Below are 18637 nucleotides of genomic sequence, written 5' to 3'. Positions count from 1 at the left end.
ATGGTGTTCATGCTAGAGTCATGGTGTAGTCATGGGTGGTCATGGTCTAGTCATGGATCAACATATGAATACAAAACGTTACTGCAAGCACTATAAGGGATTACCATTTCTTTTGCATAATTGGGGTAAGAAAAATAATCTCAATTTAGGAGAATGATAAATTATGAATCGGCTTAATAAACTTCAATCTTTTTTTAGAAATCATCCTTTTGTGTTTGCTTTTTTTGTCCTAGTGGCAAGTCGTATTGCAGGTGGGATTACCATTCAGGCTGTTCAAATGGTTAGACCAGGTTTAACTGTTGAAAATGATCTAGGTTGGCTATTAATGACTGTTTATGCTTCAGTAGCGGTAAGTTTGGTTTATTGGACAGATATCGCGAAAGAAATAGGGCTGAAAAAGCCTCATTCCTATAAAGAGTGGCTTTTTGCCCTTCCACTTCTTATTCTTCCACTTTACATTTTGAGTGAAAAAGGGATTTCATCGTGGGGGTTATCTCAAAACCTTGTTCTATTAATTGCAGCTATTGGTGTTTCAGTAAATGAAGAAGTAATTTTTAGAGGAATTTTATTAAATGCCTTTCTAAAGAGATGGGGGAAATGGGTTGCCGTTTTTGTGCCTAGCATACTCTTTGCTTTTACTCATACAACAAACGTGATTGCTGGTGGAGATACAATGTATGCCATTTATCAAACTTTATGGACATTTGCTGGTGGGGTCATTTTAGCGGGAATTCGAATTCGTACTGGAAGCTTATACCCAGTTATTCTCTTCCACTTTGTATTGGACTTTGTTGAATATTTCGCGACAGGAAATTATGGCGTACACTCTGAACCCTATGCTACTACTCTGCTTATACCGATCGTTATCATGAGCATTGTGTTAATGGTTTACACGATTATTCTGTTGTTTAAAAGTAATGACCTTAAACAAAAAGATAGTAACTATTCCTTATAAAATTCTACACGAGGACGGTTCAAGCGTTTGTATAAAGCGCAGGGACCGTCCTATGTTATCTTAGGTCCCAACCAACAGAAGACAAGAACTAACGAATATTCCATTCACATAAAGTTATTGTTAGGGTGGGTTGCGGTTTGTGCCTTACAGAAATAGTCACCAGAGCCTTGTAGGCAGGTGGCTATTTTTGGTTACAGTGACGCCTTATTGCCATCGCATTGGTTCAAATTTCCTCAATCAATCCACTTGGTCGTTTTTATGGACAAGAGCACATTTTGTCTAAATGCCTAAACAAGTATAGGTAAATTCCATATACCTATAGTAAGGGCAAAGGCACCAGTCAAATCGCTGATAGGCTAAGAACTGGGACAAGCGCCCTCTCTAAGAAAAATGTTAGGAGAAACGACTTTAGACTTTATATTGTTCTAACATCATTCGCCGTAGGGAATGTACCAGTAGAATTATAGACTGAATTGAATGACTTGCTAGCCATTTAACTAGCAACGAATTTTTTTAAAGCCCGTGAAGGAGGTGAAGCCGGTGAACGAAAAAAAGCTTCCAGAAATATCAAAAAGCCTTATTAGCCTGCATGTAAAAGACATATTAAAGAAAAACAAAGGCTTGAATCTTAGAACTCTCTCTGAAACCGAGAAAAAAGAAATTAAAAAAGTCATTGAGGATTTACAAGAAAGAGTCGATGAATTTGTCAAACAGGCTTCTGAGAAGAAAGAGAAGGAAGAGTAATAACGATAAAATTAATAGGAAAGGGGAAAAATAACTATGTTACACGGACATTCTACTCCTAATGAGGAAAGTACAAAAAAATGGAATGCGTTAGATCCTAATCACGCATTCCCTTACACGGATGAAGATGAAAATGTGTTGGAAGAAGCCGACAACGTTTCAGAAGTTGGTCAATTTTCTAGAGAAATGATTGTCATTAAAGATAGTTTAGATGTAACAGTTACTTCGACAGAAACACAAGTAGGGGCATCCCTACAAGCTGCTCTCCAAGTGGCCATTGCACTAGTGGTGAATTTAACTGTAGCAGACAGTGATCAGGCTGAAAAATTAACTCAAGAGTTGATGCAATCTTCTAAGTTGGAACAAGTGAATAAGCAAAGTGTTTATATCGAGAACTCTCGAAACGTTAACGTAGACATTACAGATACTGATGTAGCAGTTTCTCTTCAACTAATGCTTCAAGTATTGCTGGCTCTATTAGTTGAAATAGATATATTATAGATAGAAGAAAAGTAGATATTAAGGTAGAAAGCCTTAATATCTACTTTTTTTGAGTAAGTATAGAAGTAACTACTGTTTTTCACACGATATTGAATAGAGATTCCTTAATAAAAAGTAACCTGCCAATCATAAAAAGTGAATATAAGTGGCAGGCTATTTTTAAATTTGGTATAACCTGCAGCGTTTTCAATCTATTCATTTGAAAATTTCTCCCGAATTCCTTTCAAAAACATATTAGCAGCAGCTGAAAAAACTTGATGCTTCTTCCAAACAATATCTAATCCTGATTCAAGTCTTGGTTCAAGTGGTCTAAAGCAAAGGTTGCTCTCACTAGATGTATTTACGATTTTATCAAGCGCTACCGCATAACCAATGCCTTCTTCTACCATAAGGGAAGCATTATAAGCAAGATTGTATGTAGTCACGATATTTAGATTATCAAAATTTTCACCAAACCAATCGGCAAACTCGTTTTTCGAATAAGTTTGTTTCATAACCTGGCGTGAGCAGATTAGTGGAACATGTAATAAATCTGCTGCTTGAATGGTTTCTTTTAAAGCAAGTGGACTGTCTTTCCTCATCACAACGCCCCAGACGTCTCTTCCTGGGATATTAATATAATTGTACTTTGATATATCTGCTGGTTGAATGAGGATCCCAAAGTCGAGCAATCCTCTATCGAGCCGTTCCGTTACATCATCTTCGTTGCCGCTGTAGAGATGATATCGAATATTTGGGTAACGAGCTTGCAATTCCCCTGCAACACGTGCAATCTTTCGCATCGCTTCTGTTTCCCCCCCACCTATATAAACATCTCCACCGATTGTTTCTTCCATCGAGCTAAATTCGGTTTCAAGTTTATCAACCATCGCAAGTATTTCTTCCGCTCGTTTTCTCAAAAGCATTCCTTCATCTGTAAGAATCATGCTATGACTGCTACGAATAAATAGTTTTTTTCCTAACTCTTGCTCTAGGTCTTTTAACTGTCTTGATAAGGTTGGCTGTGTCACATGCAAGTATTCAGCAGCACCTGTAATACTGCCTTCTCTAGCAACCGTTAAAAAATATCGTAAAACTCGAAGCTCCATCTATTACGCCTCCTCAGTAATGTTTTAGTATATCCAATTTAGAAATGCTCATCAAGCATATCATCATATAAGATATAGGTATTTGTTATAGACGGTTGAAGCGGTTAGAATAAAAATAACAGGTCATTAGCACTTCGAAGAAAGATGTTTTCGACTATGTCTACTCAACATTCTTCCAACGAAAAAAGGGTTCTAATGAATGATGGGCCGCAAATGCGAAGCGGGTTTTTAAATTAACCATTAAAATGGATGTTCACTAAAGGAGACAACAAGAATGAAACAACTAAAAAGGGTCCTACTGTTATCCATATTCATTGTAATTGTAGGAATAGGGGCGTCCTTAACCTTGAAAGTGGCAATTGGTGTAGGGGCATGGGATGCATTAGCACAATCTTTTTCATATTTATTTGGAATTAAAGTAGGAACCATTGGAATGATTTTAAATATTTCTTGTGTGTTAGGCCAATGGTTGATTCTGAGAAAGAATTTTCATTTCAAACACTTGTTACAAGTACCCATGGTGATTTTCCTTGGTATGGTCATTAATTTCATCTTCTATGATGTTTTAGGGGCTATCACGATTGATAGTTATTTGATGAAACTTGTGTTGTTTGTTATTGCCTTAATTGTATTAGCTTTTGCGGTAGCAAGCGTACTGATTTTAGATGTGGTAACGTTTCCTCTAGAAGCATTTTGTATGGCATTAGCGAAAAAGACAAAGTGGAAATTTGCTGTCATCAGACAATCAGTAGACATTATAAGCATTCTGCTCGCTGTCATTTTTACATTTGGATTCTCATTACCGTCCACATTAAGGGAGGGTACCATTATTGGAATGCTCATTTTTGCTCCACTTTTAGGATTCTTTATGAAAAAGATTCAACCCCTTTTTAGTAAATTAGGGCTTATCGATGTAGAACCAGAGACTATAGAAGTAGAAAATCCGATAAAAGTGGTAAAGCCGGAAACGATTTAAGATTTGAATATTGGGTCGAAATGAAAAAGCATGGATTTAATTCCATGCTTTTCGTTTTAGGAAAAAGTTTCAGTTTTATAGGACTCTCTGTAGAATGCACTAAATTAAAGCTAGGAAAGATAAAGATTTAATAAGAAATTATTAACTTCAATTAAGCACATTTTTTTCCTTTTTAAGAGAAGGATATTATATTATCTGTGGTTTTATTAAGGAGAAATTGATGTTGAAGAAGAATCATAACAGATATTATTATATAGGTCTTGTTTTTATCCATAGCATTCTTTTATTTTTGTCTTTTTATAAAAAAACAAATAAAAAAACGGTTTTCTTTACGTTTATGTCAATTGTAGGTTTAGCTTTTCATTTTGAATACCCACTCTATATTTCTAAGGCATATAAATATAGAACGAGGTTATTGAGAGTAAAAGAACAAGATAATTCATTAGGATCAATATTCTCCCAAGGCATATTTGTCCCCTCTGCTGCTATTTTCATTTCAGTCTTCCAGTTGGGATGGAAAATAAAATTAATATTCACTCTTTACTTTATGATTGTTGAAAGGTTTTTTATAAAGGTAGAGGTCTACAGAAATAAGTGGTGGAAAACAACATATACTGGCATATTTATATTTCTTTACTTTTTTATTAGTGATGCTTGGTATAAGGGTTTGAAAAAAAATAACAAATACTTATTGAATATGACGGTTTACAATTCAAGTCATGTGATTTATATGTGTTTGTTATTCTTACTTTCACTGAGCAAAAAGTTCAGGTATAAATCCAAGTTATTTACGGTCAATCCATGGTATCACCACTATTCCTTTATAAAGATATACTTGGTTTTTGAAACAGTTCTAACTACACTCTGTATAACCCAAAGAAATAGATGGTTCAAAATTTTACCAATTGGAATTACATTGATATCAGATATTATTTTTACTAAGTATAAAATCATGAGAGTAAAAGGATCATACTGGTCTATTCTTTTTCCGATTCGACTCACGGCTCATATACTTACATTTATAGTCAATTTCTTAGTGAAAAGGCATTCATTCAATCATAGATAAAGAAATGGGAGCGGCTGTTCAATAAGAACAGTCGCTTCTTTGTGCTAATGGTGCAGTTTAGTAGAACAAGCAATGTTATTATTATTAGAAAAGGGTAAGGGGATTCGTTCATGCAAATATTTTGGTTTATTTTACTCGGGATGATCATTGCTGTTGGATTGGTTATGGGACTAGCTGAGTACGGATTAGTTATACTTGGTGGAGGCGCATTTGGCTTACTATTATACATAGCAATTAAGCTTAGCAAGAAATAGCATTTAGTAATACAATTCGGGTGCGAGTACTGAACAAGGGTATTCGCTTTTTCTAGTTGAAAAAGGAATCCTACAAGATATGATTGATTGAAAATAAAGAGGGGTGAATCAAACGTGATCCATCAAATGGGTTTATATGGTGAGTACTTCGATTCAATAAAAGAGGGGAAGAAAAAGGTTGAAGTCCGCTTAAATGATCAAAAAAGAAGAATGATAAAAGTTGGCGATACGATCGAATTTATTAAAGTCCCTGAAAAAGATGAAACGATGCGAGTTCAAGTGACTGATTTAAAAATATACGATACGTTTCAAGCAATGTATGAGGAGATTCCTTTTCAAGATTTTGATTGTGAAGGTTGGACAATGAAAGAAATGGTGGATGGAACATATGAAATATATTCACCAGAACAAGAAAGTGAATGGGGAACATTAGCAATCACAATAAAATATTGAGTATGAGAACGGGGACGATTTTTCAAGAAGGAGAAGGGATTTTTCTTATTGAATAAAGAGCGTTGTGAACTAAGACATGTTGGAGGATACGATGGGATACATTATGGATTTAAGAAAAATAGTGGGTAGTCGCCCACTCATTATGGCTGGTGCATGTGTTATTCTTGTAAATCATAATAATGAGTTATTATTACAACTTCGCAGGGACAATCATTGTTGGGGGCTAGCTGGTGGGTCATTAGAACTTGGGGAAACATTAGAGCAAGTAGCTAAAAGAGAGTTGTTTGAAGAGACAGGTTTAATAGCAAAGAACTTAACCTTATTTAATGTCTTCTCGGGAGAAGAATATTATTACAAGTATCCTCATGGAGATGAGGTCTACAATGTCGTGACTGTCTACATATGTAGTGATTATGAAGGTGTATTAAGAAAAGAAGAGAATGAAGTTAAAGAATTAAAATTCTATCATTATACAGATATCCCTTCCAATATTAATCCACCTGACTTACCGATAATAAATGAATACATACAGAAGTGCTTAATGAGCTAGAGGATGCGTTATCAATTCCGGCTTTGATCTTTTTGCTAAATTGAGCTATTAAGATTTAGAGGTTTAAGGAGAATACAACTATGAAACAACATTGTTGCGAGGATATGGATTACCATGCCAATTTCAAATGTCATATTCGTGAAAGTCCATTTGAATGTCCTGATAAAGTAATTATCTTTGATGAAGTTGATAAAGACTATGGTTTGATCATTCATGATGGTGGATCTTCTAGTATAGGAATTGTTTTCTGTCCGTGGTGTGGGGCGGAACTATAACTTGTTGTTAAGCTACCGTACAGTATAGTGAATGCAGAAAAGGATACAGTAATAGTAATAAGAAGAAAGGGATTTATTATGATTGGTCTTTTTATTGCTATTATTATCTTTAATATCGTCGCTTTTACAACGAATAAACGGCTGACAAAAAATCAAATTATTCATATTTGGACTTTTACTATTATTCTTCAAATGGCGTTTGATGGATATATTGACCATAAATTTAAAGGTTATTGGTACTTTACTAAAGACGTTGATATTTTGGATTTACCGACGGTTACGGTTCTAGTTCCTCCAGTAAATATGATGTTTCTAAATTGGTATCCATTTAACTCAACAGGATTGAAAAAGGCTTTGTATTACCTGTATTGGTTAATATTTATCGTCATATATGAGGTGGTAGCACTATTACCTGAACCATGGGGGTACTTTCATTATGGATGGTGGAAATTGTGGTATTCCATTCTCATTGATCCAATATTGTTAATCAGTTTAGTAATATACTATAAGTGGATATGCAAGATTGAAAAAGAATCTCTAATAAATGAGAGGATGGGCTCTAATACATCATAGTTTATCAACCTTTCAATTTTAGGAGGAAGCGATATTAAAAGTTTATGTGCTAAAGGATGCATTTCTTCTCATAATAAGGAATTCCTATTATCACCGTTCATATTTGAAGTATCAAATACTCCTAACAGTAAAAATGCCGAAAAAGTATAAATGGGAAACCCTTGTATTTGGGGTTTCCCACTTTTCGTTCAGTTATCAAATTCAACAGTAACAGAAGCCTATTAAAAATAGCGACTACAAAAACCCCAATCCTTTCGATGATACATACTAAAGGAAATCTTTGGAGAACATATCTTTAACAATTATTCATAATTTGGAGGTTATCATGTTTGACAAAGATATCCCAATTCCACTTACTGCTGGTGAGTTAGCTCAACTATGGTCTCAATATTTAAATGATAGTGCTAGCATATGCATCCTTACCTATTTTTTAGAAAAAGCTGAAGATAAGGAAATTCAACCAGTTATTGAATATGCTTTAGAGATCTCCAAACTACATACTCAAAAGATTACAGCTTTATTAACAGATGAAAAAAGTAAAGTTCCTCATGGTTTTTGTACTGAAAAAGATATTGATATAAATGCGCCTAGACTATATTCTGACAGTTTTGTATTAAATTTTATCAACCAAATGTCCAAGGTTGGACTAACTCTATATGGTGCTGCTGTATCATCATCTGCTAGAAGTGACATAAAGGCTTATTTCATTAATTGCCTTGAAGAAACCATTGAATTAAATAAACGTTCAACGGACTTATTGCTATCAAAGGGATTGTTTATAAGAGCTCCCAGTATACCTTATATAGAAGAAGTTGAAGTCGTGAAAAAGCAATGGTTTATGTTAGATGTCTTTGGGGAGAAAAGACCGTTAATAGCATCCGAAGTAGATAATTTATTTAATAATCTCCAAAGAAATGCACTAGGAGTCGCAACTCTCACAGGCTTTAGTCAGGTTGCAGAGAATAAAGACGTAAAACAATTCTTTTTAAAAGGAATAGAAATTGGGAATAAACATCTTAAACTATTTAGGGGAAAGTTAGAAGAGAGCAAACTGCCTGCACCCATGACTTGGGATTCAGAAGTAACAAATAGTACAACACATACATTTTCGGAACGCCTCATGATGTATTTTACATCCGGTTTGATTGCTATGAGTGTTGGATACTACGGGACAGGAGCAAGTCAAAGTCCGAGAGGAGACATTCCTTCAATGTATAACAGGCTATCCTTAGAAATCCAAATGTATGCTGAGGATGGAGCCAATATTATGATAAAAAATGGTTGGATGGAACAGCCCCCGATAGCAGCAGATAGAGATGAGTTAATAAGGGAAAAGAAATAAATAACGAAAAAGTAAAGCGAATGATAAGCCACCAATAATTGGTGGTTTTTTCGATATAATCATTCAACGAAACTTTCAAAAAGGGGAAGGGATTTTAATTTATAGTAAAGAGGCAGGTGAATTAGTGAAAAGTATAATAATAATTTCCAAATAGTTGTAAAATGGATAGTAAGTATGAGCTTGCTATACATAGGGGGAGAGAGTAATCAGAATTAAAATAGTTATAACGATGATTGGAGTCCTAATAATTGGTGCTTTTTTTCTTATTCCAAAACAAAATGAAGCATTTGCAACTATAGCTACCCAAAATGAAAAAATAATTAAGATTGAAGCTGAGATCAAACGTAACATGGAGACACATAATATCCCAGGTATGTCATTTGCACTTGTCGATCATAATGGTGTCGTTTTTTCAAAAGGGTATGGCACTTTAGATATAAGAGATGACTCTCTTGAAATAAATGAAAATACGAACTTTCATATCGGTTCATTGTCAAAAGTATTTGTATCCTTAGCGATTATGAAGCTACAAGAGGAGAGACACATTGACATTGAAAAACCTGTAGTAGATTATCTCCCTTGGTTCTCCACAAAGGATGAAAAATTATCTAGGCAAATTAAGATTAGGCATTTACTAAGCCATACTAGTGGGTTGCCAGGAAGGCTTAATGTCCACGACATTGAGCAGACAGACAGTCAAGAAATTATGAAGGAAATCAAAAAGAAACTAAAGGATGTTAGATTGGTAGGAAAACCAGGTGACATTTATGAATATACAAATATGAATACAGACTTGTTGCAGCTAGTAATAGAAGAAGTTACAGGTGAGCCCTTTACAACCTATATGCAAGATCATCTCTTTGCTCCACTTGAAATGAATCGTACAGGGTATTTTATCTTTGATGATCGTCACTTATCCAATACTGCTATGGGGCATCGCTATCATTGGGGAAAGATAAAACCTTATCATGAAAAGTTAGTTTATGCCACTTCCGCTTCAGCAGGCTTATCTTCAAATGTTCATGATCTATCAAAGTTTATCCAACTTCTGTTAAACAATGGAATTAGTCATTCTGAATCTATGATTAATACAGGTAGCTTGAACCAAATGTTCCAACCAGTTCAAGATAGAATGGCTTACAATTGGTATGTTGATCCACATAATGTATATATGGAAGGTGGTTTACCAGGATTTACTTCTACGATGGTACTATCATCAGATAAAACGTTCGGCCTTGTTCTTTTATCCAATTCCAAACAATCTATTACATTAGGAACGGGATTCAATATATTTAAAATAGTAAAAGGAGAAGAACCAGTACCATTATTGGCATCAGACTACTCAAAATTAAATGCGGATGCTCAACTTTTACGATCTCTTGCAGTCTTTTTCTCTATTATCACTCTAGTTGTAGTGGGAGTAACGATTGTCCAAATCATGATGAAGAAAAGGAAATTCTCATTCGTAAAACTTAGCGCTAAGGAAATTGGTTTTACTAGTATGATCATTGCTGCTTATCTAGGGGTATTCTATTATCTTCATGTTTATGCTCCTTTTAAAATTGGAGTCCCCACGATATTTTCATTTCAAAAGGAACCTGATCTTGTATCGGCTATCTTGATTTTTTCTATAATGTATTCTATCTTTTCAGTTGCGTTACTTGTGCGAACACTTTTTATACGAAAAACTAATCATCGTAAAGATTCGTCTGAATTAAAGATGTGATGATTCAACAATCGGGGCGTACAAGAAGGGCTGACGCTCAATTATTTAAGTAACCAGTGAGTTTCGGGCATTTGATTTACGATAAAGAGATAACTAAGTATGGTAAAATATAGATATTGATATTTTCATTGAAAAATTAATTGTTTATGATTTGTTATCCTTTTAAGGATGGCTCTATCTTCGATGTGTAGACCAGTAGTTAAAAGGCATCCTATCAGAAGTAAATATATAGATAAGAGGGATCCAAATGATTTCAATATTTAAAGATGATAAAGCCGAAATGGAATATTATCATTTTTATGATAAGTCTTTAGAGATGGTAGGAACTCCATATTCAACGAAAAATATACAGACATCATTTGGTGAGACACACATACTTGTCTTCGGAGATTTGAGTAAGAAGCCTCTTTTGTTACTTCACGGGATGACCATGAGTAGCACGATGTGGTATCCAAATATTAAGCACTTAATTTCCGAGCGTTGTGTATTTGCTATCGACACAATCGGGGATTTCGGAAAAAGTAAGGCTAAAACCATGATTAAAAATAAGAAACAAGCAGCCCAGTGGCTCTTGGAGGTTATGGATGGACTGAAGTTGGATTCCTGTGATTTAGGTGGGCATTCCATGGGGGGATTCTTAGCATTAAATTTTGCCATTACTTATCCAGAGCGGGTATCAAAGTTGTTACTTTTTGCCCCGGCCGCAACTTTTTCTAAGATGAGTCCACTCATTTTTATTAAAATTTACCCAGCATTATTATTTCATACTGAAAAGTTAATTGATAAGGCTTTTCTATGGTTTTCGGGTACTAAGAAGCCGCTTCATCCTATTTTTAGGGATCAAGTGATCGCAGGTTACAGTAATGCTAAGCCAGTTCTGCGAGTTATGCCTTCAGTTTTCACAGAGGAGGTATTTCAAAATTTTCATCCCCCTACCTTATTACTTGTCGGTGAGAATGAAGTCATTTATCCTGCTAGAAAAACAATTGCTAATGCCAAACGGTATATCCCCAACTTAGAAACACAAATAATACCCGGTGCTAATCATTCACTTACCATCGAATATGCTGATATTGTGAATGAACAAATAATCAATTTTTTGGTTAAAAATAATGGGAATAAGTAGTTTAGGAGAAGAAATTTTAATCAAAACCATAAGGATGCTTTGCTTTCATATCGTGGAGCAATGCATCCTTTAGATTAGCTCATTAAGGGGAGGAGAAAGACTAACCATAAAAACGGAGGTGTTGTTTATGAAACAATATGTATATCACATGGTACCGAGTCAGATGAAAGGGGATAAACTGATACCCTTAAATTCTATGGAGGAGTCTTATCCTGAATTGTATGAGAAGTATACAGAAAAGTATTTTGATCACCCGGAAAGACCTAAACTGCTAAAAAAACAAATTCCACAATTAGATTGTTTATGGAATGATGTTGTACACTTTCTCCCTTTACACCCTCATTACGTCTACCAAGCTATTACAGCCTTAGAAATTAAAACGAAAGAAAAACAATCATTTTTAAAAATCCCCATTGATAAACTGAATAACAACCAGAATGCGATCTACCTTTACTCTCAAGAAAAATACAAAGGTCCAGCGGCACCTATTGAGGAAGATGAAATTAGATTATTAGATATTAAGGATTATAGAGAACTTACAGAGTTGCCTTCATCTACGTTTGAATATTACAAAGAAAAAAGTAGAAAAGGAAATAAATTTGGATTGTTTCCTTATATCCCACATGTACTCAGTCTTGGAGAAGTAGAAGTTAGCAATGTTGAAATCATCACTTGGAATGAACTCAAATAGAAGGTAGATTAACCTCATAAATTACCGAAATTTCGAATCTATATCATTTTGAAAGTAATGAAAAAGTGGATAGTTATTACGGGGTTTATTTTGCTCTCAATCTCACAAGAAAGATATCGATTTAGCGATTATCTAAATATGATGTTAGAAAGAACGATTGATCCTAATGAAAATGTTCTTCTAACGCTACCCTTATTGTTTTTATTAGAACTAATCGGTGGATTTTTACACATCTTAGCAAGCCTTTGGCAGTTTGCTCTTTCATGGGAAGGGGTATTGCTTATCGCAGTGATACTAATGCATTTCAATATCCGAGAATATGTGAAAAAGTGTTAATAGGATGGTAGAATTACTTATTAATTGACCAGTGACAAATCAAAAGGGGTTTTTTATTTGAATAAAAGAAGATGGATTAAATGGGGAGTCATAGTCGTACCAGTAATATTGATTGTGGTTTTTGCATTAAGTTTTGTACCACATAAAGTTGTAAATGTTGAACCAACTAATGTATCTAAAATAACCATTTTTAATGGGAATTCCGGGGACATAGTCGAGATTACAGATAAAAGCCATATTCATCATATTATTAGTAATTTAAACGCTGTCACTTTTCAAAAAGGGAAACCTTCATTCGGATATTTGGGATTTAGTTTTCGAACAACCATATTCAATAAAGAAGGAAAAGAAATAAAAGAACTAATTATAAATTCTAGTGATACGATTAGGTATAATGGTTTTTTCTATAAATCGGAGGATTATGCAATTGATTATGATTTTATCGAGAGTTTGATGAATTGAAGTAAAATTAGTCATTATAAAAGTGCCTGGTACCCTCGTTTTTGGCAGTTGTCGAGGAGTGACAGGCACTTTCATCAAGTTCCATTATCTTTATAAATAACTAATAAAAATTGGGTAAGTACAGCTAGAACAGGCAACTCCAATAAGGGTCCTATTACTAGCGTTAAAGCGATTAAAGGTTGATCCGGAAATGCGGTCATCGCGATTGCTAAAGCGATTGGTGAATTTCTAGCTAAAGTGGTCAAGCTTAAACTTATTCTGTCAGAGTTCGGAAACTTCATCAGTTGTCCAATCTTCTGACCAACAAAGAAATTCACTATAAAAAATAGTAGAATCGGTATGGTAATTTGCCACATTAGATCTAGATGATCAAGTAGTAACTGACCTTGTGATGCGAACATCGCAACGATGGCCAGACTTAGAAAAATGATTGGTAACATGCTGAGCCTTGAAATAAGAGTTTCTCTTAAAGGTTGTTTGTTTCTCAAAAGCATTTTGTTAGAAAAGCTAAACCTAATGGGATGAGTAAAACAATCAAGATACATTCCACTAAGAACGAAAACTCTATAACCCCAGTTGTTCCGCCAAAAATAAGCAGGTAAATAGGTAGTAAAATCACTTGTAAGATTAAGTTTAAAGGTAGTATTGCTGTTGATAGCGCGACATTTCCTTTTGCCATCCCTGTGAAGATTAAGTACCAGTCTGTGCAGGGCGTCACCATGAGCATGATAAATCCAATATACAAAGCGGGATGATCACCTAGAAAGCCCATCGCTAGTAGCCATGCCAGGATCGGTGTCCAGACAAAGTTTATCATCACTGCGGTATATGTAAATTTCCGATTTCTAAAGGATTTCTTTATCACTTCCATAGGTATTGGTAAGAAAGTTATATAAAGCATGGCTATTAATAAAGGAAGCATAAAGGTTTCAGCATTCGATCTTATGAGTTCCATTTGTCCTAGCCTTATACCAATCATGACTGCTAAGAAAATAATAAGAGTATATAGTTTTTCAAATAAGCTCATTGTGTATCACAACCTCTAAAGTATATTGCTCAAGTAATTTTACCATAGCTTTACAGGTTTGCTTATTCTAGTAACAGGTTGCTAAATTGTATTAAGACTGAAAATAAGGAGGGGTAAGTAGTGAATCTAGGTTTTGACCGATTAACTCAAATTTCAGACGTTAACGAATGGAAATCTGCATACCACACTGCTATTAAGAACTTGGACGATTTATACCAAGAAGAAGAGCGCATTTACTATCTGATGTATTCACAAGAACATGATAGTAATAGGATCGAAGAAATTCAACATATCAAACACGAACTAATGACAAATAAAGAGCTTATACATACCTTCACTGTTTGGAAAGAAAGATTAAGGGATGAGCCCATTTGGTGCAGAAGAATGGATGTGCTTTTATCGAGGATGAAGCAAGAATCACTTGATAGCCATCCAGAGATAGTCAAAATACAGCAAGCATTACAAAAGAAACTAATGGAAAGTACGTTTAAGGTGGATGGAAAAGAGTATAACTTGGGTACTGTTCACTCCAATGTAATGGAAAATCCAGATCGAAAACTCCGAAAAAAGCTTTTTCTTGAATCAAAAAGAATAGGACGAGAAAATGAAGAGTTATACAGAACGCTTATTCAAAAGAGAAACCAACTAGCTCAGGGTATTGGATATGACAACTATTATCATTTTAGATGTAGCTTAAAAGAAATTAATATAGAGAGTTATATAGCGGAAATGGATGCCTTACTCAAGAATTTAGAGGATTCTTCTGCGTATTGGAGTAATCGGATAAATGAAAAGTTTGGATGGGAGAGTATGCATTTTTATGATCAATATTTTACCACCTTTAATTTTCATAGGATTCAAGGTAGTATTTTTACCTCTGAACGACTAAAAGAAGTGTTAAGTGATGCAGTAAATAGTCTCGGGATACCATTACAAAGCATTTCTGTGACCATTGAAACGTTGGAAATTCCTTATGGTGGTTTTGCCGTTAACATTAATCCTAATGAGCTTAAACTAGTTGTAAATAAACGAGATGCATATTCTGTAGTTTTGTCTGGAATGCATGAGATGGGACATATTTTGGACGGTCACTATGGTTCCTTTGATTACCCAGAATTCTATCGTTTTTATTCAAGCATAGCTGCTGAATCCATCGCTGAATTATTTCAAACAATCGTAACGGATGAAAAATTTTTAAAAAGAAATTTTGATTTAACCGATGAGATATTAGGACAAATAAAAGACGTGAATGCGTTAACTGATTTTAAGCTTGTCCAAATCAACTACTATTATAGTCTAGTTGAATATGAGTTATATAGAAATCCTGAAAGAAGCTTCCAGGAGATTGCAGACGAATGCTATAAAACTGTATTTGGATATGAAGGTGAAACCTTTCATCCGGGCAGTGAGATGTTTTATATCGAAAATCCAGCATTTTTTCAGGACTATAACTTTGCACTAGCAGTTAGAGATATGATTCGTGGGAAGTTTAAAATCAAAAGTCTTTATAATAATCGAGAGGTTTTTAGCGAACTTCTTGAAAAATATATTGAGCCTAATCAACTTTACTCTTGGCAGGAAAGAGTAAAGCGGCTCTGTGATGAGGATTTTACGTTTTCCTATTTAGCTGACACATTAAGTAAAGTTATAAAATAAGTAACTGTCACTCAATAACTCTTTTGGATTAAAAGGTTGTATTTGAAGAGGTATAGACACCTTGTCAAATCGTCTATTTGTTAGGAGGTCAACTTTTGAAAAAGGTTTTGGCTTTATTCTTAATATTTGTTTTCAGTGCCAACTCGAAAGTTAACGCTCTAGAATGGGCATATTGGTTTGTTGTTCATGAAGGAAAGGTATACGAAGTAAAGGAAGAAGAAAGCATTGCGACTAATGATGTTGGCAAAGTAATTGGAAAAGTAGAAACACGAGCAGATGATTATACTGGTGATTATTATGGAAATGCCTCTAACTATTATAAGATTGGCACTCGTTATTTTGAAATAAATGGTGTACTGATAAAAGAGGCAATAGCCATTGAAACAAGACCGAATGAGTATGTTAAAGCTATTTATAAACATGATGTACCAATAGGAAATAAAATAATAAATATATTTAGTTTTAATTTTTGGATGATATCAGGTTTAGTGTTTTTCGTTTTTCTATTTATTATCGTACTGATTTCTAGACAAAGATAAAAGTTGTCCCTTTAAGATTAGATAAGTACCTGTCAATCCACAACTTTTTCGATCAACGGTTGTGTTTGAGGAGTGGCAGGCACTTTTAACCGAAAGAGGTCATTACATTAAAGATCAAGCCTCAATATCATGAAAGAGTGTGCAAGAGTGTAGAATTAACGTTGTCTTTAAATTTTCTAGATAATGGTGGATTCAGCTGTTAGAATTTCTTTAATAAATGAGTGAATTAAGTTATTTTTTCTTAATTCCTACCAGACTATATACTACATCCTTGATAGACCTCTTTCAAATGCTGCAAGATGGTTCAAAGAAGCATTACGTAGTTGAGAAAAAACGGTTCGAGCATCCGTTGGAATGTTCAGGGATAGAAATTTTTCATACATAGAAATATTGTCTATTTCCCCCTGAACACCAGCTGCATATGCAGCTTTAATATTTTCTGGAGTTGTGACGAATGACAGCGATTTATCCTCGGGTAATGGCACTTGATAACGTTCAAAAAGCGGTAATAAAGCATTTATATGTCTCATCTCAGCTTCTTTTATTTGTACAAATGTACGTATAGATCCAAAGTTTCCTAGAATATTATCATATCTTGCTTGAGCAAGGTACTCGTCTTGAAGGGCATATGTCAACATTTGAGGGAAAGTTAAAGTTGAGGCACTTAATGCCCCTGTGGCACCATAATTGTTATTTTGCCGATTGGTGCTTGTTGGCCTTGGTTTAGTATAAAAAGATAAAAACCATACAGCGTGGTTTTGTTCATCTGCCGCTGCACGCCGAAACCTTTCTTTAATCACTGGATCCTGCGCCTTATCAGCTATATCTAAGTAAAAATCCACAGCTTCTTGTTCATCTTTAAAAGCAAATTGTATTGCTGCTTTATACTTATCTGGACATTCCTCAATGACTTGATAGGATGGCTTTTTTCCTGTTAGGTTTGTATAAATTCTGCTGAATTCTTCAAGATGACGTACTTCATCTTTTTGTATCTCAATAATTCTGTTCCTTTCATCCTTTGTAGGTGCCATATTTGCTATTTTCTTATAACAAGCAACAGCACTATACTCTGCATTAATGGCTTTCTGAATATCACTTACAAGGTGAATGTCACTTGGCATGCGATAATAATCATAGTAATGTGGACCATAATGATTCGAATACATGTTTGTCCTCCTTTAGTTTAACTATCTAATTATCATATGGTCTAAACATGGGTGTCTGTGCAAGTTCAATTCTTTATTATTTTGGATTTATTGCAGTTACCTTCAAGGCGGGAGATTAACTCTAGTTCATTGATGGTAAATAAGTGCAGAATTTCTAAAGTAGTGAAGGGATTGAGATGGAAAAAAATAAGTGCTCGTCACTTCTCGATATCATAAAAGATAATGAAACGGAGCCGAAAAATGTCAAACAAACTCCTTTACCTAGAAGAAAAAATAGAGGAAACTTTAGTATCATTTGAGCAAGTAGATAAATACGACAGAGCATTACAACAGTATATACAAATAGAAAATGAAATTCATAAATATATGAAAAATAATGAAGTTAATTTTACGCAAGCACAAAAACTATTGGCTCAATGCTATTTACGTCAAGCTGGAATGTTACGGGAGTTAGGGAGAACAGAAGAAGCTAATGAGATTAATAAGAAAGAAATGGAGAGTGCTAGACTTTCAGGAAGTACGATTGCATATGCTCAAAGTCTATTCTCTACAGGAATAAATCTACTTTCTAGTAGAAGAATTGAAGAGGGGTTGAATTTCCTAAGGAAAGCAAAAAAAGTATTCGAAGCAGGGAATACAAGTGAATACCTTCAAGGTGTAGGTTGGTATTGGATTATTATGGCGGATTTAGGTAATAAAGGGATAGTTAGTGCAACTAATGAAGAGATTATTAACTATGCAAATAAAGCAATTAAAATCCTTACACCGATTCAAAATTCTCAAGGTATTTCAAGAGCCCATGAAGCAAGATCGATTGCATATAAAAAGATGGGTAATAATGAAAAAGCTAATAATGACTAAACGGAAAAAGCTAATAAAAAAAATTATGGTCATTCCTCGAACTCACTTACAGTATTCGAGGAGTGACAAGCGCTTTTACCATACGTACGATAATGATTTGAATATATGTTTGTCCTCCTTTAGTTCTTATCATCAGATTGTTTAAGTCGGGATCTGTGCAAGTTCACTTCTTTCTTATTTTGGATTTCTTGCAGCTACCTTAAAGCAAAGACATTAACTCTAGCTCATGATGAATATGTTTATAAACAGTTAGGGGAAATAAATAAATGC

Annotated in this window: 20 protein-coding genes and 1 pseudogene; 18 read left to right on the top strand and 3 right to left on the bottom strand. The window is 34.5% G+C overall.

The features are described 5' to 3' along the window. The first annotated feature begins 163 nt into the window (after positions 1–163). The 3 genes from ACFYKX_RS09340 (at position 164) to ACFYKX_RS09330 (ending at position 2200) form a co-directional block, all read left to right on the top strand. Entirely contained in the window at positions 164–955 is a 792-nt protein-coding gene (locus ACFYKX_RS09340; RefSeq protein WP_389360364.1) for a CPBP family intramembrane glutamic endopeptidase, read from the top strand. 540 nt (positions 956–1495) lie between these two features. Beyond that, positions 1496–1699, top strand: coding sequence for a hypothetical protein (locus ACFYKX_RS09335; RefSeq protein WP_389360362.1), 204 nt, complete (start codon positions 1496–1498; stop codon positions 1697–1699). A 36-nt stretch (positions 1700–1735) separates the two neighbouring features. Beyond that, positions 1736–2200, top strand: coding sequence for a spore coat protein (locus tag ACFYKX_RS09330; protein ID WP_389360360.1), 465 nt, complete (start codon positions 1736–1738; stop codon positions 2198–2200). A 191-nt stretch (positions 2201–2391) separates the two neighbouring features. On the opposite strand, the gene ACFYKX_RS09325 is transcribed toward ACFYKX_RS09330, so the two are convergent. Continuing rightward, on the bottom strand, positions 2392–3288 hold the full coding sequence (locus ACFYKX_RS09325) for a LysR family transcriptional regulator (RefSeq protein ID WP_389360358.1): 897 nt from the start codon (positions 3286–3288) through the stop codon (positions 2392–2394). A gap of 274 nt (positions 3289–3562) precedes the next feature. On the opposite strand from ACFYKX_RS09325, the gene ACFYKX_RS09320 reads away from it, so the two are divergent. The 12 genes from ACFYKX_RS09320 (at position 3563) to ACFYKX_RS09265 (ending at position 13118) form a co-directional block, all read left to right on the top strand. Then, positions 3563–4264, top strand: a complete 702-nt coding sequence (locus ACFYKX_RS09320) for a YczE/YyaS/YitT family protein (protein WP_389360356.1) — start codon at positions 3563–3565, stop codon at positions 4262–4264. Between the two features lie 1176 nt (positions 4265–5440). Next, on the top strand, positions 5441–5584 hold the full coding sequence (locus ACFYKX_RS09315) for a hypothetical protein (RefSeq protein WP_389360354.1): 144 nt from the start codon (positions 5441–5443) through the stop codon (positions 5582–5584). 114 nt (positions 5585–5698) lie between these two features. Next, on the top strand, positions 5699–6037 hold the full coding sequence (locus tag ACFYKX_RS09310; protein WP_389360352.1) for an ASCH domain-containing protein: 339 nt from the start codon (positions 5699–5701) through the stop codon (positions 6035–6037). A 91-nt stretch (positions 6038–6128) separates the two neighbouring features. Next, positions 6129–6587, top strand: coding sequence for an NUDIX hydrolase (locus ACFYKX_RS09305; RefSeq protein ID WP_389360350.1), 459 nt, complete (start codon positions 6129–6131; stop codon positions 6585–6587). A gap of 80 nt (positions 6588–6667) precedes the next feature. Further along, positions 6668–6862 (top strand): DUF6980 family protein, encoded by a 195-nt coding sequence (locus ACFYKX_RS09300; RefSeq protein WP_389360348.1) that lies wholly within the window; start codon positions 6668–6670, stop codon positions 6860–6862. Between the two features lie 78 nt (positions 6863–6940). Further along, complete coding sequence (locus ACFYKX_RS09295; RefSeq protein ID WP_389360346.1) at positions 6941–7435, top strand: hypothetical protein; 495 nt, start codon at positions 6941–6943, stop codon at positions 7433–7435. Positions 7436–7760: 325 nt separating this feature from the next. Then, entirely contained in the window at positions 7761–8777 is a 1017-nt protein-coding gene (locus ACFYKX_RS09290; RefSeq protein ID WP_389360344.1) for a DUF3231 family protein, read from the top strand. 229 nt (positions 8778–9006) lie between these two features. Beyond that, the gene (locus ACFYKX_RS09285) at positions 9007–10503 is read left to right on the top strand and encodes a serine hydrolase domain-containing protein (RefSeq protein WP_389360342.1); all 1497 of its coding nucleotides are present in this window, start codon (positions 9007–9009) and stop codon (positions 10501–10503) included. Between the two features lie 247 nt (positions 10504–10750). Further along, positions 10751–11629, top strand: coding sequence for an alpha/beta fold hydrolase (locus tag ACFYKX_RS09280; protein ID WP_389360340.1), 879 nt, complete (start codon positions 10751–10753; stop codon positions 11627–11629). A 127-nt stretch (positions 11630–11756) separates the two neighbouring features. Next, positions 11757–12320: a group-specific protein gene (locus ACFYKX_RS09275; RefSeq protein ID WP_389360338.1), complete on the top strand. Its 564-nt coding sequence runs from the start codon at positions 11757–11759 to the stop codon at positions 12318–12320. Positions 12321–12410: 90 nt separating this feature from the next. Continuing rightward, positions 12411–12656 (top strand): hypothetical protein, encoded by a 246-nt coding sequence (locus tag ACFYKX_RS09270; protein ID WP_389360336.1) that lies wholly within the window; start codon positions 12411–12413, stop codon positions 12654–12656. Positions 12657–12713: 57 nt separating this feature from the next. After that, positions 12714–13118, top strand: coding sequence for a hypothetical protein (locus ACFYKX_RS09265; RefSeq protein ID WP_389360334.1), 405 nt, complete (start codon positions 12714–12716; stop codon positions 13116–13118). A gap of 74 nt (positions 13119–13192) precedes the next feature. On the opposite strand, the pseudogene ACFYKX_RS09260 reads toward ACFYKX_RS09265, so the two are convergent. Beyond that, positions 13193–14145: pseudogene (locus tag ACFYKX_RS09260) on the bottom strand (arsenic resistance protein). Positions 14146–14265: 120 nt separating this feature from the next. On the opposite strand from ACFYKX_RS09260, the gene ACFYKX_RS09255 reads away from it, so the two are divergent. Both ACFYKX_RS09255 and ACFYKX_RS09250 read left to right on the top strand, forming a co-directional pair. After that, positions 14266–15801: a M3 family metallopeptidase gene (locus ACFYKX_RS09255; protein WP_389360332.1), complete on the top strand. Its 1536-nt coding sequence runs from the start codon at positions 14266–14268 to the stop codon at positions 15799–15801. A gap of 95 nt (positions 15802–15896) precedes the next feature. Next, positions 15897–16340, top strand: coding sequence for a hypothetical protein (locus tag ACFYKX_RS09250; protein ID WP_389360330.1), 444 nt, complete (start codon positions 15897–15899; stop codon positions 16338–16340). A 263-nt stretch (positions 16341–16603) separates the two neighbouring features. Here the strand turns inward: ACFYKX_RS09250 and ACFYKX_RS09245 are convergent, their stop codons facing one another. Beyond that, positions 16604–17506: a ferritin family protein gene (locus ACFYKX_RS09245; protein WP_389360328.1), complete on the bottom strand. Its 903-nt coding sequence runs from the start codon at positions 17504–17506 to the stop codon at positions 16604–16606. A 240-nt stretch (positions 17507–17746) separates the two neighbouring features. On the opposite strand from ACFYKX_RS09245, the gene ACFYKX_RS09240 reads away from it, so the two are divergent. After that, positions 17747–18367 carry a hypothetical protein gene (locus tag ACFYKX_RS09240; protein WP_389360326.1) on the top strand — a complete coding sequence of 207 codons (621 nt, stop codon included), beginning with the start codon at positions 17747–17749 and terminating at the stop codon, positions 18365–18367. Positions 18368–18637: the final 270 nt, after the last annotated feature.

The sequence above is a fragment of the Cytobacillus spartinae genome, from assembly GCF_042865285.1.
GTDB classification, from domain to species: Bacteria; Bacillota; Bacilli; order Bacillales; family Cytobacillaceae; genus Robertmurraya_A; species Robertmurraya_A spartinae.
The sequence above is the reverse complement of the archived record's forward strand: the minus strand, read 5'-3'. Positions and strand labels throughout refer to the sequence as shown.

What these genes read in the sequence shown, in the direction of transcription:
- ACFYKX_RS09305 (WP_389360350.1), top strand. Translation starts at nt 6,129, where the DNA reads ATGGGATACATTATGGATTTAAGAAAAATAGTGGGTAGTCGCCCACTC.
- ACFYKX_RS09295 (WP_389360346.1), top strand. Translation starts at nt 6,941, where the DNA reads ATGATTGGTCTTTTTATTGCTATTATTATCTTTAATATCGTCGCTTTT.
- ACFYKX_RS09315 (WP_389360354.1), top strand. Translation starts at nt 5,441, where the DNA reads ATGCAAATATTTTGGTTTATTTTACTCGGGATGATCATTGCTGTTGGA.
- ACFYKX_RS09320 (WP_389360356.1), top strand. Translation starts at nt 3,563, where the DNA reads ATGAAACAACTAAAAAGGGTCCTACTGTTATCCATATTCATTGTAATT.
- ACFYKX_RS09245 (WP_389360328.1), bottom strand. Translation starts at nt 17,506, where the DNA reads ATGTATTCGAATCATTATGGTCCACATTACTATGATTATTATCGCATG.
- ACFYKX_RS09330 (WP_389360360.1), top strand. Translation starts at nt 1,736, where the DNA reads ATGTTACACGGACATTCTACTCCTAATGAGGAAAGTACAAAAAAATGG.
- ACFYKX_RS09280 (WP_389360340.1), top strand. Translation starts at nt 10,751, where the DNA reads ATGATTTCAATATTTAAAGATGATAAAGCCGAAATGGAATATTATCAT.
- ACFYKX_RS09340 (WP_389360364.1), top strand. Translation starts at nt 164, where the DNA reads ATGAATCGGCTTAATAAACTTCAATCTTTTTTTAGAAATCATCCTTTT.
- ACFYKX_RS09240 (WP_389360326.1), top strand. Translation starts at nt 17,747, where the DNA reads ATGTCAAACAAACTCCTTTACCTAGAAGAAAAAATAGAGGAAACTTTA.
- ACFYKX_RS09290 (WP_389360344.1), top strand. Translation starts at nt 7,761, where the DNA reads ATGTTTGACAAAGATATCCCAATTCCACTTACTGCTGGTGAGTTAGCT.
- ACFYKX_RS09325 (WP_389360358.1), bottom strand. Translation starts at nt 3,288, where the DNA reads ATGGAGCTTCGAGTTTTACGATATTTTTTAACGGTTGCTAGAGAAGGC.
- ACFYKX_RS09285 (WP_389360342.1), top strand. Translation starts at nt 9,007, where the DNA reads ATGATTGGAGTCCTAATAATTGGTGCTTTTTTTCTTATTCCAAAACAA.
- ACFYKX_RS09275 (WP_389360338.1), top strand. Translation starts at nt 11,757, where the DNA reads ATGAAACAATATGTATATCACATGGTACCGAGTCAGATGAAAGGGGAT.
- ACFYKX_RS09300 (WP_389360348.1), top strand. Translation starts at nt 6,668, where the DNA reads ATGAAACAACATTGTTGCGAGGATATGGATTACCATGCCAATTTCAAA.